This is a genomic window from Cylindrospermum stagnale PCC 7417 (genome assembly GCF_000317535.1).
GTDB classification, from domain to species: domain Bacteria; phylum Cyanobacteriota; class Cyanobacteriia; order Cyanobacteriales; family Nostocaceae; genus Cylindrospermum; species Cylindrospermum stagnale.
In genome coordinates, this window is the sequence record NC_019757.1 from 2,293,129 (window position 1) to 2,305,755 (window position 12,627).

General features: G+C 42.7%; 14 protein-coding genes. 5 read left to right on the forward strand and 9 right to left on the reverse strand.

Annotated features, from left to right (window positions below; genetic code table 11):
* Positions 1–171: 171 nt before the first annotated feature.
* From CYLST_RS09285 to petM, 3 genes are all read right to left on the reverse strand, one after another.
* Entirely contained in the window at positions 172–1,089 is a 918-nt protein-coding gene (locus CYLST_RS09285) for an NAD(+) kinase (protein ID WP_015207457.1), read from the reverse strand.
* A gap of 96 nt (positions 1,090–1,185) precedes the next feature.
* Positions 1,186–2,169: an SDR family oxidoreductase gene (locus CYLST_RS09290; RefSeq protein WP_015207458.1), complete on the reverse strand. Its 984-nt coding sequence runs from the start codon at positions 2,167–2,169 to the stop codon at positions 1,186–1,188.
* A 198-nt stretch (positions 2,170–2,367) separates the two neighbouring features.
* On the reverse strand, positions 2,368–2,472 hold the full coding sequence (gene petM / locus CYLST_RS09295; protein ID WP_006199111.1) for a cytochrome b6-f complex subunit PetM: 105 nt from the start codon (positions 2,470–2,472) through the stop codon (positions 2,368–2,370).
* Positions 2,473–2,664: 192 nt separating this feature from the next.
* Here petM and pdxA point away from each other — a divergent pair, with 192 nt between their 5' ends.
* Positions 2,665–3,723: a 4-hydroxythreonine-4-phosphate dehydrogenase PdxA gene (gene pdxA, locus CYLST_RS09300; RefSeq protein WP_015207459.1), complete on the forward strand. Its 1,059-nt coding sequence runs from the start codon at positions 2,665–2,667 to the stop codon at positions 3,721–3,723.
* Positions 3,724–4,263: 540 nt separating this feature from the next.
* On the forward strand, positions 4,264–4,575 hold the full coding sequence (locus CYLST_RS33255) for a hypothetical protein (RefSeq protein ID WP_015207460.1): 312 nt from the start codon (positions 4,264–4,266) through the stop codon (positions 4,573–4,575).
* Positions 4,576–4,584: 9 nt separating this feature from the next.
* Here the strand turns inward: CYLST_RS33255 and CYLST_RS09310 are convergent, their stop codons facing one another.
* Together CYLST_RS09310 and CYLST_RS09315 are read right to left on the reverse strand one after the other, a co-directional pair.
* Positions 4,585–5,592 carry a protein rep gene (locus CYLST_RS09310; RefSeq protein WP_015207461.1) on the reverse strand — a complete coding sequence of 336 codons (1,008 nt, stop codon included), beginning with the start codon at positions 5,590–5,592 and terminating at the stop codon, positions 4,585–4,587.
* Positions 5,593–5,677: 85 nt separating this feature from the next.
* Positions 5,678–6,394, reverse strand: a complete 717-nt coding sequence (locus CYLST_RS09315) for a response regulator transcription factor (protein WP_015207462.1) — start codon at positions 6,392–6,394, stop codon at positions 5,678–5,680.
* Between the two features lie 684 nt (positions 6,395–7,078).
* Between CYLST_RS09315 and CYLST_RS09320 the strand changes: the two genes are divergently transcribed.
* Positions 7,079–7,534: a rhodanese-like domain-containing protein gene (locus CYLST_RS09320; RefSeq protein WP_015207463.1), complete on the forward strand. Its 456-nt coding sequence runs from the start codon at positions 7,079–7,081 to the stop codon at positions 7,532–7,534.
* Between the two features lie 63 nt (positions 7,535–7,597).
* On the opposite strand, the gene CYLST_RS09325 is transcribed toward CYLST_RS09320, so the two are convergent.
* The 4 genes from CYLST_RS09325 to trpB all read right to left on the reverse strand — a co-directional run bounded on the left by CYLST_RS09325 (position 7,598) and on the right by trpB (position 11,373).
* Complete coding sequence (locus tag CYLST_RS09325) at positions 7,598–8,227, reverse strand: ribonuclease H-like domain-containing protein (protein WP_015207464.1); 630 nt, start codon at positions 8,225–8,227, stop codon at positions 7,598–7,600.
* A gap of 89 nt (positions 8,228–8,316) precedes the next feature.
* Positions 8,317–8,865, reverse strand: coding sequence for a CAP domain-containing protein (locus CYLST_RS09330; RefSeq protein WP_015207465.1), 549 nt, complete (start codon positions 8,863–8,865; stop codon positions 8,317–8,319).
* 315 nt (positions 8,866–9,180) lie between these two features.
* Entirely contained in the window at positions 9,181–9,714 is a 534-nt protein-coding gene (locus tag CYLST_RS09335) for a CAP domain-containing protein (protein WP_015207466.1), read from the reverse strand.
* 417 nt (positions 9,715–10,131) lie between these two features.
* Positions 10,132–11,373 (reverse strand): tryptophan synthase subunit beta, encoded by a 1,242-nt coding sequence (trpB, locus tag CYLST_RS09340; protein WP_041233543.1) that lies wholly within the window; start codon positions 11,371–11,373, stop codon positions 10,132–10,134.
* Between the two features lie 119 nt (positions 11,374–11,492).
* On the opposite strand from trpB, the gene CYLST_RS09345 reads away from it, so the two are divergent.
* Entirely contained in the window at positions 11,493–11,849 is a 357-nt protein-coding gene (locus tag CYLST_RS09345) for a translation initiation factor (RefSeq protein WP_015207468.1), read from the forward strand.
* Positions 11,850–11,963: 114 nt separating this feature from the next.
* Positions 11,964–12,122, forward strand: a complete 159-nt coding sequence (locus CYLST_RS33260; protein WP_015207469.1) for a YqaE/Pmp3 family membrane protein — start codon at positions 11,964–11,966, stop codon at positions 12,120–12,122.
* Positions 12,123–12,627 lie beyond the last annotated feature (505 nt).

The following is a 12,627-nucleotide window of genomic DNA, read 5'->3' on the forward strand; positions in this document are numbered from 1 at the left end:
ACACGTTCAAGCGTCAGCCATCAAAATTCCAGATATGCAATTTTAATAACTACACTCCAAATACCATTGCTCAACCGTTAATTCTGGAAGGAAATCACCAAAAAGGCACGCTAGGCAAAAGGCAAAAATCAAGATTTATTTGACCAATGAGTAATGACCGATGACCAGTGACTAAGGTAATTCTACCGAAGTAGGTTTAGCGATGTGTGGCAGACCCCAACCTAATTTTTCGCGCAAAATTCGGTAAAACTCCGGCGATTGCAGACGAATGAACCGGGCACTATATGGCGATCGCTCCAAATATACCCGATCTTCAGGGAAGATATAGCACCCGCCATTGCCATCCACCACCATCACCATCCTGGGGACATTGACTGGGTAGATGTTTACTGGTTCACTATCGGGAAATACCAAAGCCCTAGAAGCTAGGGAATGAGGACAAATCGGCACTAGCTGCAACGCTGGTACACCAGGGGTAACAACTGGGCCACCAGCACTCAATGAATAAGCTGTAGAACCTGTTGGCGTAGAAATAATTACACCATCCGCAGCAATATCTACTGCTGCATGACGCCCGACAGCAATTTCAAAATGGCACATCGAGGTCAATGGTTCCCGATGCAACACCATTTCATTCAAGCACAGAGCTTCCCATAGTACTGACTCGCCCCGAAGTACTTTGACGGTGAGCATGGCGCGTTCTTCAACTTCATACTTACCCGCCATCACCTGTTCTAGGGCTTGGGGCAATTGGTTCAGGTAAGCTTCCGTCAAAAATCCCATGTGACCAGTATTCACTGTTAGCAGTGGAATACCACAGGGTGCAACCTGACGCGACGCTGCTAAAACAGTGCCGTCTCCCCCTAAGACCACGGCAAATTCCATGTCTGAATCAAAACCGGGGGGCGTCAAACCTTCAATTGGTGTGTGGCATACAGGGCTGTCTGGATTAGCGTAGCCCAGTATCCCACCAATACTCGATGTAATACATACATTCCAACCGACAGCGGTTAGCTTGTCTTTTAACTCGATAGCGACACGACTCGCTACCGGTTTCACGTCATTGTAGATAATGCCTACTTTCGGCACACTCAAATATCCAAATTTAGGCGATGCTTTTTATTCTGTAATCCTTACACATTTTTGACAATTATCATCAGTGAAGGATTTATTAACTCTATTTAACTACGAAGACTGTTTAAACGGAGTCTTTTTGGCTTTCTGCTTTTTGGCTTTATTTTTCTGGTAGTCTAACTCCTTCAGCTTTTTCATAATTCGGCTGAAGTACTCTTGCAAGTAAGTTTCTAGGGTGGCGGTTTGTTCTTTCTCTAACCCAAAGACTGTGTAGACTTCATCCATTGAGGCATTTAAGGCTCTACCACTTGCTAAAACTTCTGTAAAGGCCAGTCTATCTGCCACGTTCCAGCCCCACTGAAAGAACCGCAGGATGCGCTGCACAGTACGCAGTAAATTTATTGGCATCCGTGTAACTCTGGCATCTTTCCCAGATAAGCGTTCGCACAGGCTAATGATTTCTTCTGCACTCCAAGCACGAGTTCCCACTAGAGGGAAGGCTTGCTTGGATGTTTCTGGCACACTTAAAGCGCGAATAGCAAATTTAGCGACATCCTGAGTATCCATGTAAGCAACGGGAGAAGAATCACCAGTTACCCAAACCGGCTGGTTTTCTAATATGGGAATCCCATATTGACCAATTAACCCTTGCATAAAACCAGCCAGCCGGAAAATCGTGTAGTTCAAGCCGGACTCAGTCAGAAAAAGTTCTGTACACCGCTTAATTTCCATGAGCGGTACTTCTGGGTATTTCTGGGCATCGAGGATGGAAAAGAAGATAAAACGCTCTACACCCGCAGTCTTGGCTGCTTGAATTAATGCTACTTTACCGTCCCAGTCCACCTGTTTAATAGTTAGTGAATCCGTAGCACGGGATGTTGCAGCGTCAATGACTGCGGTGACGCCTTCTAATGCTCCCGCTAGGGTTTGGGGATAACACAAATCTCCTGATACCAGTTCCGCACCCCATTCTTTGAGAAAAGCAGCTTTTTTGGTACTCCGAACTAGACAACGTACCTTATACCCCTCATCGATAGCGCGACGAGCCACTTGTCTTCCTAAGGTGCCAGTGGCACCGACGATTAATATTGTCATGAGGGTCTTTATAAATCTTAATGTTTTATGAAAAGAATCTTAACAGAATTGCCCGTACAAACAAAACTTTACGTTTATTTTAAGAAACTGGCATGATTTTAGGGGACTGGTGGAAAAAGCGTTGTCCGGCATCCGGACAAGCTATTTTCCTAGAAAGAGGAAAGCCTCTCGCGAATTGAGTGCAGGGTACGAGGGGGATTATTCTTCTGCGCCCTGAATTTTCAGTAGCAAAGCACCTAGGGCCCAACCCACGAAGATTAAACCGAAGGACAACAGAGCTGCATTTAATATTTCGCCGCCCATTGGTGTGATTCTCCTTAACGAATGGTTTGTGTAAACTAGGTCTACCAGAAGTTTTACAACTGCTACTGCTAGATTAGACCTGTGTGAATAATTCTAAACCAGTTTAGCAAGTTATCCCTACTAACTGGGGGAGCAATCCCTACTATTGGGGGATGTGGGGATAAATTTCCCATAATGAGGAAATAAATATATATGTATCAACTAAAGCCAGGAAATATGAGAAATTTTCGTCCACGTTTGGCGTTGACGCTGGGTGACCCCGCTGGGATTGGGCCAGAGGTGATTTTGAAGGCTTTAGCAGACGCAGAAGTTAGTCAATACTGTGACGTGGTTGTGGTGGGTAGCCGGGAGTTGCTGACACAGACTTATCACAAGTTAAATTTAACTGAGAATGTAGTGCCTTTGGCAAATCCAGCCGAGTTGTCAGTTGTTGATCTGCCTACTTTCGCTGAAATTAGGATTGGGATGGGTAATGGGGCGAGTGGTGCGGCGAGTTTTGCCTATATGGAATGCGCGATCGCCAAAACACTCGCGGGTGAATTTGATGGGATTGTCACAGGCCCCATTGCTAAATCTGCTTGGAAAGCCGCAGGGCACAATTATCCTGGACAAACGGAACTTTTAGCTCAAAAGTCTGGTGTTGACCGTTTTGGCATGTTGTTTGTGGCGCGATCGCCGTTTACCGGTTGGACACTCCGCGCTTTACTTGCTACCACACATATCCCTTTACGTCAAGTATCTGATACATTAACACCGCAGTTGATGACCAAAAAGCTAGATTTGCTGGTGGAGTGTTTAGCGCAAGATTTTGGCATCGAAAATGGCAGAATTGCGATCGCCGGCTTGAATCCCCACAGCGGTGAATTGGGACAACTGGGAACCGAAGAAATAGATTGGTTAATTCCCTGGATAGAGTCAGAACGGCGTCAGCGTCCAAATATGCAGCTAGAGGGGCCGATTCCCCCAGATACGATGTGGGTTAAACCAGGTCTTGCTTGGTATGGGAATGGTCGGGTTGATAATCCTGCTGATGCTTATCTGGCACTTTACCACGACCAAGGCTTAATTCCAGTGAAGTTGATGGCTTTTGATCGAGCGGTGAATACTTCGATTGGGTTACCTTTTGTGCGGACTTCTCCTGATCACGGGACGGCGTTTGATATTGCTGGTAAGGGTCTTGCTGATTCTACGAGTATGAAGGAAGCGATCGCGCTAGCAGCTGAGTTGGTTAATCGTAGGTTAGCTGTGTAAGTTTTTTAAACGAACCGCCAAGACGCCAAGGACGCCAAGGAAAAGAAAAAAATTGATGTAGGTTGGGTTGAGGGACGAAACCCAACAATTTTATTGTTGCAAAATATGAGAAGAGGAACAAATTGCAAATCTCACAAATGATTTAGGGCTGCTATATATATTTTTCTGTTTATTTTAGTGTGATTTTATTAATTCTCATCGAAGCTATTTCCTGGCTTCAAGTTAAGTAACTCCCATTGGCTCTCATCAGTAGCTTACTGGGAGTTATTTATTTTTGTCTTTCTCTTCTTCTCATCATGTATAAACGAGATTTTTCTTGGATACTCTTTTCTCTGTGATGACTCTAAGCCGCCTACCGGCGATAGGTTTTGATGCGAATTTCTGTTTGTTGACTCGTTGATGCCTAATACAAGAATAAGACTTTTATTAGATACTCTTCGGGCTGTTATGAGTCTGCATAGGCTATCGCCTAAGTAGTTGTGATGTGATGGGTTCTGAACTGAAATAATCCGACTTTTTCAAATCTAATGAGGTATTCAAATGCCAGAATTTTTGATTAATCTCCATGAAGTTCCCGGTGTTCCTGTTGGGCGCATCTTTGTTCCCTGCTCTTTTACCAAAAAGCCTAATTTTCTCCGTTGGTATAAGTCTGTTCACATTTATCGTGTTATTCCTTATGAGACTGGACTGCTTGTTTTGTTTATTGCTCCCGTTTCTGAGTACCTCCGCTTTGCACATTCCTATCCTCACCACCGTCATGCTGCTTACACCCTGTATCTTCTTAGACAAGCTTCTACATTCTTTAAGGGGCTGAAACCACCACACCTTCCCGATAGTGAGTATCTTGACTAATCTTAGTTATCACTCTATTTTGTACTTCTGTAACCTTCTATCCCATCGGAAAGACAAACTACCCCCTTCAACCTCATCCGTCTCTTCATTTTCGCCAATGAGGTCTTGGTTTTTCTCCTCTAATTCCCGCATATAATGCCTGAGTATTCCCCCAACTGCGATCGCTCTCGTTTTATGTAGTTGACGGGTTAACTCTAGAAACCATTCCCTATCACCCAGCAAATCAGACTCTTTTACCTGATATTTGAGAATTTCGGGAATTAGCTTTTGTGGATCATGGTTTTTGGCTACAGCCCTCACATCCATCACCGGCTGGTAATCAATCCTTAAGCATTGCTGCCATAATGATACCCATCTGGCTTGAGAAAGATAGCCATGACTGAAATATGAAGGCTGAACCATCGCTAAAATGTGTAAATGTGGATGTGCTGATACTCCATCTTTACCCTTGGTGACTTCTATCGACTTCACCCAACCTTTAGCGGGCCATGCTTTCAACTCAGTCAAACGCTTAAAAGCTTTATTTATCTCATTCAAGTTTTCCCTAAGTTCTGAAATTTTGCAATTCCTCACCGTCAAAGTGATAAACAACCAACGGTATTTAGGATAATCTGTTACAACCTGGGGAAGCACTTTATAAGCCTTTGCTTTCCACATCAGAGAACGTCTCCACTGACAAACCGGACAGTGTCGCACCCGACAAAATCGCGCATTTGCGAGTTTGAAATTGAGAATATCTGTTGATTCCGCTGGAACTAAGCGAAATTCTAGCCAATCAGAACAGGTTCTCAACCTCCAAGCATACTCATTAAAAGCATCATCGCCAGATTTAGCGTAATATTCAGAAACTTGATCAGCATTATTTCTATGCTTTTCCCAAGTTTTACCTATGGGGGAAACCTCAGTTAAGCTGAGTATATTTTGGCTTTGTTGATATTTCTCTAAAGAAGAAATATTCACACTTTTATCTGAGGCTTGAGCAGACACAAATTCCCTGAGTGTGTTTGGTTTCAACATCCCAAACTATCACAATTAATCATGTCAAGCCTCAATAAAAACACGCTTGCTAATTCACTTGTTCAACTCAGCTTTGATCAAGAGTTTAAACCGGGACAGCTTCCGGTGGCTCAAACTTGTAACCATAACCCCGAACAGTTTTAATATACTCTGGGATGCTGGAATCAATTTCCATTTTCTTGCGAAGCTGACCAATATGCACATCAACCACCCGTCCATCTCCCACATATTCACAACCCCAGATTTTTTGGATTAACTGGGGACGACTCCAAGCTTGACCAGGATGGCTGGCTAAAAAATGTAAAATATTAAATTCCAGAGCTGTTAAAGCTAAAGGTTTATCGTTAAGTGTCACCTCTCTACCCTCTGGGTTAATTGCTAGCTGCTTAAAGGTGAGGCGTTGTGATGCACTGGGGTTAATATAGCGGATGCGCCTCAAAAGTGCTTCTACTCTGACTTCCACTTCTGCCAAACTAAAGGGTTTAGTCATGAAGTCATCAGCACCTGCGGCGAGAATTCTAATTTTATCAGCTTCATCATTCCGGCTAGTCAGGATCATGACTAAAACATTTGTGCGACTCTGCATTTCCTGACAGAGGTTATAGCCGTTAGCATCTGGCAAATTCCAATCCAGAATTACTAAGGCTGGGTTAAATTGATCGAACAACGCCAAAGCAGTTTTACCATCCGCAGCCGATTCTATTTGATATTTCCGACCTAAAAAACGATAGATGAGATTGCGGACACTGAAGTCGTCATCGACGATCAGTATCTTGGGATTAATAGCGGTTAGCGTATCCATAATGCAGTCTATTGTTAATTTGGCGATTTGCTGTTGCGACAGTTTCGTTCTACGTGTTTCTCTTGGCAGTGTATTTACGCTCACCTGATCTGAGGGCAAACGCTGCTGTACTACTTGTATACACTTAATTTTCTCTGAAGTTTATGGAAACTTTAAATATCATAATGCTTATAAATTGTGTAAGTCATGTAAAATTCTCGGATTTTTTATAACTTTTTTAGTAAAACTTAAACATTATACGCTTAATCACCGTAAAATTACAGAGACAGACGAAAATAGCAATTAGCCCAACAAACTTAGAGCCGTGTAGGAGGTTGAGGGAAAGTTGTGAATAGCGATCTGCTGGTTTGGTGCAGATCGCTATCGCCAAAATTGAGAAAATAACTATCTATAGGCAAAACAGGTTGTTGAACATTGGGAAAAATCTATTATTTATTCTCCTAATTAAGTTAAACAATTCTTTAAATCTGAGAACTAGCGATATTTAAATTTATTAAAACATAAATCCAATATTTTGATTTGACTTGTTAGTTCAATTTACTTGCTATTGATTAACTAGCATCAAATGTTTTACCAAGTAAGTATATCTGGAGAGAGATTTTGGTAATATTCATCCCAAAGTAAGAGAAATTTAATTTAGATAATTCAGTAAATTACTATCAGTGTAATTAGGGCTGAAAAACTATGAATAGCAATTTAGTCGGCGGCATCATTCCTCCGCAGCCACCAATAGAACCGCAGGCGAATGTTCATGTACTAAAGTCTCGTCTGGAATGGGGCGAACCAGCTTTTACAATTCTGGATGTGCGCGATCGCATGATTTTTAACGAGGGACATATTATGGGAGCAATGCCCATGCCAATAGATCAATTGGTAGATCGTGCAGCATCATCTTTAGATAAAAGCCGTGATATTTATGTTTACGGCACAAGTGACGACCAAACTAGCCGAGCAGCCCAATTGCTCCGTTCCGCTGGGTTTGTGCATGTATCTGAACTCAAAGGTGGTCTTGGTGCATGGAAGGCCATCGGTGGACCAACAGAAGGCATTATTGAATCGACAACTCCCCCAGGTGCAGATGACTACAATGTCATATCCCGGATTCAAAATCACTTAGAAACCCAGCAAAAAGAAGTATAACTAGAGGTTAGTAGTTATTGGCGAGGAACTGTAAACTAATGAAGCAAGCTTTTGGCTGATTGCTCAATGTTCAAATAAGTCCTTGAATTGCAATAAATCTAAGGAAACTATTGTCGGCAAAACTTGAAAGCATTCTTGAGCGAGTTCCCAGCGTTGTTCTCTTTGAAGCATTGCTGTCAACTTTCGCCGTACGCTGAGTAAGTAGCGCACATCATTGGCGGCGTAATTCAGTTGCGTGTCGGATAAGTTAGTGGCGTTTCCCCAATCAGAACTTTGAGCGCTTTTATCTAGTTCTACTTGTTCCAATTCTTGTACCACCTCCTTAAGTCCGTGGCGATTGGTGTAGGTTCGGGCTAACTTGCTAGCAATCTTGGTGCAAAAAATCGGCTGAACCTGAATTCCCAAATTGTGGCGCAAGGTGGCGATGTCAAACCGCGCAAAGTGAAAGACTTTGTGGATCTGGGCTGCTTCTAAGAGTTTTTTTAAGTTTGGCGCTGTGGTTTGCCCTTTGGCTATGCGAATTGCCGTCACGTTGCCCTCTGGGTTACACAACTGGACAAGACACAAGCGATCGCGTTGTGGCAATAATCCCATAGTTTCCGTATCAACTGCGATCGCCTCGGCTTCTAAATACTGTGTCAGGGCAGCGTCACTCAAATCGCGATCGCTTACTTGAAAATCTGGTAATGTCATGAATTGCTCAAAAATAAATGTAGTGTCTACTAGAAAAAAGTCCTATCAGACACTACATTATCATTGTGCAAAAAAAACAGTAATTACATCTATCTAGTGTGCAAGAAAATTTGCGTGAGGTAGACTTCGCCTTGCTGATTAGCGGCAACACCAATCCCAGTCAAGTTAAATTTGCCTTGGATATTCTTCAAATGTCCGGGACTGCGTAACCAACCAATCACAGCTTGGTTAGCGGGATTACTATATCCCAGGTTGAAAGCGACATTTTCTGCCGCACTGTTGTAAATCAGAGGGATAGCATTAACTCGCCGTGCAAACCCCTGATGGCTAAACGGAACTTTACCCTTAGCCATATTTTCGCTATGAATTCTTGCTTGTCGCGTGATATTTGCATTTATTGTCAACTTTGGCAACCCCTGAGAAACCCGATATTGATTAATTTGCTCAAAAACTGATTTTTCTAGAGTAGTAGTTTGAAAAGTAAGATTAGATGTTGCCACCTGACTTGCAGGAATTGACGACGGCTGACGAGGATCGGCTTTTTTTTGAGAAGGATTCCCTGGAACAGGAGCAGTCATTAATCCACTAGCAAGGACAAGCGTACTTAAAGCGATGCCAAAAGCAGTTTGTCGTAACATGGAGTCTTAGGTAGTGTAGAAAGTGATGAGACATATACTCTATCTTCTGATTCCAAGAATATATACCAGGATAATATTAAGTATTTATGGACTGAGAAACTGTCCGATTTCCAACACTTAATCAGTCAGTCTCATCCAAGTGGCGATCGCTTGGACTGAAAATCCCAAAATTCCCTGATTAATTCCGAAATTTTCTCATATCCATGATTAAATGTTATGCACACTACATTATTAATTAAAACTTTCCCAAAAAAATAGTATCCATTGACAGATGCCAAGAACACTAGATTACTAATCAATAAATTTCCCAAAAGCTTATCTTGAGCGCAGGAATATTTGCGTGAAGTAAATTTTCCCTTGGCTATTGCTAGCTACACCAATGCCGGTGAGGTTGTAATTGCCTTTGATGTTGGCTAAATGTCCGGGACTATTGAGCCAGCTTTTAACAGCTTGGGTAGCGGGGTCACTAGATCCCTGATTGTAGGCGATATTTTCGGCAACTGCGCTGTAAGGAATAGCGATCGCTTGAACTCGCTGTTGAAATCCGTTGTGTCCAAATGGGACTGTACCCTTGGCCATATTCTGGCTGTGATTTCTGGCTTGACTGTCGATAGCAGAATTACGAGTCAGCGCTGGTAGTCCAAGAGATGCTCGGTATTGATTAATTTGCTGGAAAACTGATGCTTCAATTGCAGCAGTATTGACTGGAGATTGTGCTATTTCGTAGCTAAATTTTGATACCAAAGAAGTTTTTGGTACAGCAGTTAGACCTGGTGTGGAAATAGCGAACGCTCCACCGGCGAAAAAAAGAGTGCCGAAAGCGACGCTATAAAGATTTTTCAGTTTCATTACTTATAGCCAGCCTGATTGTGGCTGAAAGTAAACTTGCAAATTCATCTAACCACACTACTTTCACTTAAACAAATTGGCTATAGCTTGTAAATCTCTACTAAGGCCGCTCTAGATCCCAAAATTACCAGTTAACTTTTAAATGCACTATTTTTCAGAAAAGTTGTCTAGTTGGTTGGTGATTGCCTTCTATCATTAGTGAGATGATTTTTATTACTCGTTGTTAAGTGGTGGCATTAATTACATTTAAATAATGTTACCACCTGTTTTATTACTGTTAATATATACCCGCCGAATGCAACTAGACTCTTGCTGTGACGCTCTCCCGTTATCAGGCTTGTAGTTAACAAGAGAGCGAAATAGTTACCTGATTTGTCACACTATAGTTTTCAGTAAAAGCTGAATTTGGAGACAGATTTATTCAGGAATCAAAAACTTGGCTACAGTTTGCACATCCTTATCACCGCGTCCAGAGCAGTTAATGACAATTCGAGGGCTGCCGGCGAGTTGAGGGCAGAGGGTTTCTAAATAAGCGATCGCATGTGAAGTTTCCAGTGCGGGGATAATTCCCTCCAACTTTGAGAGCAGTTGGAACGCCGCCAAAGCCTCTGCATCCGTGACGCTATAATATTCCGCCCGACCCGCATCCTTCATATAGCTGTGTTCTGGCCCCACACCAGGATAATCTAACCCAGCACTAATCGAGTGCGCCTCAATGATTTGCCCATCATCGTCTTGCAACAGATAGCTCATCGCCCCGTGCAATACACCAATTCGTCCTTTTGTCAAGGTAGCAGCATGTTTTGTGGTATTTACACCTTCACCCGCCGCCTCAATCCCAATTAACCGCACAGATGACTCACGGACAAACTCATAAAATAGTCCCATCGCATTGGAACCGCCGCCGACACAAGCCAAGAGAATATCCGGTAAACCGCCCCATTTTTCTTGTGCTTGGACACGAGTTTCTTGCCCAATTACCGCATGGAAATCACGTACCATCATCGGGTAAGGATGGGGCCCAGCAACTGAACCTAGGATGTAGTGAGTTGTTTCTACATTCGTCACCCAATCGCGGATAGCCTCAGAAGTCGCATCTTTCAAGGTTCCTGTTCCCGCAGCCACCGGACGCACCTCTGCCCCCAAAAGCCGCATTCTGAAAACATTTAGAGCTTGGCGTTCCATATCATGAACGCCCATATAAATAACGCAATCCAGACCGAAACGAGCGCAAACAGTGGCTGTAGCCACGCCATGTTGTCCAGCGCCAGTTTCAGCAATAATCCGCTGTTTACCCATGCGCTTCGCCAACAATGCCTGACCTAAAGCATTATTGATTTTGTGAGCGCCAGTGTGATTTAAGTCTTCGCGCTTTAGGTAAATTTGCGCTCCAGTGCCATCAGGGCGGGCATAGTTAGCGGTCAGACGTTCAGCAAAATACAACGGTGAGGCACGTCCGACATAATCGCGTAACAACTGTTGCAGTTCAGCTTGAAAACCTGGTTCATTCCGGTATTGCTGATAAGCCGTCTCTAGTTCAGCTAAAGCAGGCATCAGGGTTTCAGGCACATACTTACCGCCAAAGCGGCCAAAGCGTCCCAGTGTATCGGGAACAGCAGCAGTTGATTGAGTATTGGGTGAGAGAGGAGTAGTAGTCACAGATTGGCTAAAATAAAATAACAGAACACGGTTAATTATAAATTTTACGGCCGAATAGGAAGCGATGGCACCTTCCCCAACTCTGACCCCTACCTGTAATTTTTGTTGCACTCAAATTTATGTCTTCTTCCAATCCCAAATCTGACAAACGCTTTGTTTACCAAGAGTTTGGTAACGGTAGCTCACCCGCCCTAGAACGTGCCCTAGAACGACCAATTCAAGAATTACCCCCGCAACAACAAAACCTGAAAGTCGAAGCTTCCCGCAAAGGACGCAAAGGCAAAACCGTGACGGTGATTAGCGGGTTTCAAGTTAAACCGGAAACTTTAGCAGACTTGGTAAAACAGCTAAAAACTCAGTGTGGGTCAGGTGGGACGGTTAAAGATAATGAAATTGAAATTCAGGGCGACCACAAGCAGAAAATTGTCGAAATTTTGACCAAAATTGGTTACAAAGCCAAAAAAAGCGGTGGTTAATGAGTGCGGTTTCCCGTATCTTTTCCGAAATCGCAATTCAAAAATGTGATGTTAATTTTGAGAAGTAAAGCCTGCTAAAAAAGCAGCTTTGTTCGCAATTTACAGGAGGGACAAATGGATTTAGTGAGAATTTTGTGTGCAGTATTTGTACCGCCTCTAGGCGTATTTTTACAAGTAGGTTTTGGTCTTGATTTTTGGATCAATATAGTTTTAACGCTTTTCGGTTACATTCCTGGAATTATTCATGCAGTGTGGATAATTGCTAAGAAATAATTATTCAGAGGGATAGGTTTGTTTTCTTCCTCTATTTCGTTCTAGACATAACCCGCCCGTCCAATAAACTGGGCGGGCTAGAAGCCCAACACCACTTGTTGCCTCGAACAGAGGAGCAACGCTTACAAGTCGGGGAACTCTAGCCGAGCAGTGGCTCCCCCACAGTAATTAGTTTGATATTTTTTTAATTGGAAGTCCCTAAAGCAGATATTGAAAATCCACTGAATACAGCAGATCATAAAATTAAAGGTAATTTTGAAGAAATTTATAGATTATGTAAACAGTTAATTAAAAATTCACAACAAACTATTAGCCAAACAAATTTTTATCTAGAAAAGGTTAGCTATAGCCACCCACTGGGGTAGTCTTTTTATAAGAGTCATATGTTGATGTAATTAATTTAAATGTCAAGCTTTTTTAACTTTCATCAGATAAAAATACAACAAATTAAATAGGCCATATACTGACGAGATGACATAAATATTTCCTACCTTTAAGTAAAAAG

Bases quoted from the DNA above. Each gene is read 5' to 3' on its own strand.
- CYLST_RS09290 (WP_015207458.1), bottom strand. From the start codon at position 2,169: ATGACAATATTAATCGTCGGTGCCACTGGCACCTTAGGAAGACAAGTG.
- petM (WP_006199111.1), bottom strand. From the start codon at position 2,472: ATGGGCGGCGAAATATTAAATGCAGCTCTGTTGTCCTTCGGTTTAATC.
- pdxA (WP_015207459.1), top strand. From the start codon at position 2,665: ATGTATCAACTAAAGCCAGGAAATATGAGAAATTTTCGTCCACGTTTG.
- CYLST_RS33255 (WP_015207460.1), top strand. From the start codon at position 4,264: ATGCCAGAATTTTTGATTAATCTCCATGAAGTTCCCGGTGTTCCTGTT.
- CYLST_RS09310 (WP_015207461.1), bottom strand. From the start codon at position 5,592: ATGTTGAAACCAAACACACTCAGGGAATTTGTGTCTGCTCAAGCCTCA.
- CYLST_RS09315 (WP_015207462.1), bottom strand. From the start codon at position 6,394: ATGGATACGCTAACCGCTATTAATCCCAAGATACTGATCGTCGATGAC.
- CYLST_RS09320 (WP_015207463.1), top strand. From the start codon at position 7,079: ATGAATAGCAATTTAGTCGGCGGCATCATTCCTCCGCAGCCACCAATA.
- CYLST_RS09325 (WP_015207464.1), bottom strand. From the start codon at position 8,227: ATGACATTACCAGATTTTCAAGTAAGCGATCGCGATTTGAGTGACGCT.
- CYLST_RS09330 (WP_015207465.1), bottom strand. From the start codon at position 8,865: ATGTTACGACAAACTGCTTTTGGCATCGCTTTAAGTACGCTTGTCCTT.
- CYLST_RS09335 (WP_015207466.1), bottom strand. From the start codon at position 9,714: ATGAAACTGAAAAATCTTTATAGCGTCGCTTTCGGCACTCTTTTTTTC.
- CYLST_RS09345 (WP_015207468.1), top strand. From the start codon at position 11,493: ATGTCTTCTTCCAATCCCAAATCTGACAAACGCTTTGTTTACCAAGAG.
- CYLST_RS33260 (WP_015207469.1), top strand. From the start codon at position 11,964: ATGGATTTAGTGAGAATTTTGTGTGCAGTATTTGTACCGCCTCTAGGC.